1 pseudogene is annotated in these 397 nt (G+C 52.1%); it reads right to left on the reverse strand.

What is annotated here, in order from left to right:
- Positions 1 to 258 precede the first annotated feature (258 nt).
- A pseudogene (locus tag EFBL_RS21960) lies at positions 259 to 397 on the reverse strand (protein translocase subunit SecF); the annotation flags it as partial.

Below are 397 nucleotides of genomic sequence, written 5' to 3' on the forward strand. Positions count from 1 at the left end.
ACAACCGCAATGGCCAGCGCCCCCAGGTTCCCCACCATGATCAGGCTGATAGTGCCGGTCAAAGTCATCGAAGCAAAAGAGACGATGGAAGGGAGCGCCAACAGCAGGATTTTCTTCCATTTGGACAACATACAGGATCTCCCGATAAGTAAGTCATTATTGTATCGATTTTCATTATTGCACGGATTGCAGGGCAAGGAAAAGAAAAAGGTTCCCGCAAGACCCTAACGGCTTGAGGAACCCTTCCATATGCAAGGTCTACTTCGCTTCCTTCAAGCTTCTTGCCCGCCAGGTGACCCACAGTTGGGAGGCGATCAGGATGGAGGACATCCCCCCGATGATCAAACCGATCAGCAAAGCCAGAGAAAAGTTGCGAATCGCCTGGCCGCCCAGCAGC

Origin of the sequence: Effusibacillus lacus (genome assembly GCF_002335525.1) — a bacterium.
Lineage (GTDB): Bacteria > Bacillota > Bacilli > Tumebacillales > Effusibacillaceae > Effusibacillus > Effusibacillus lacus.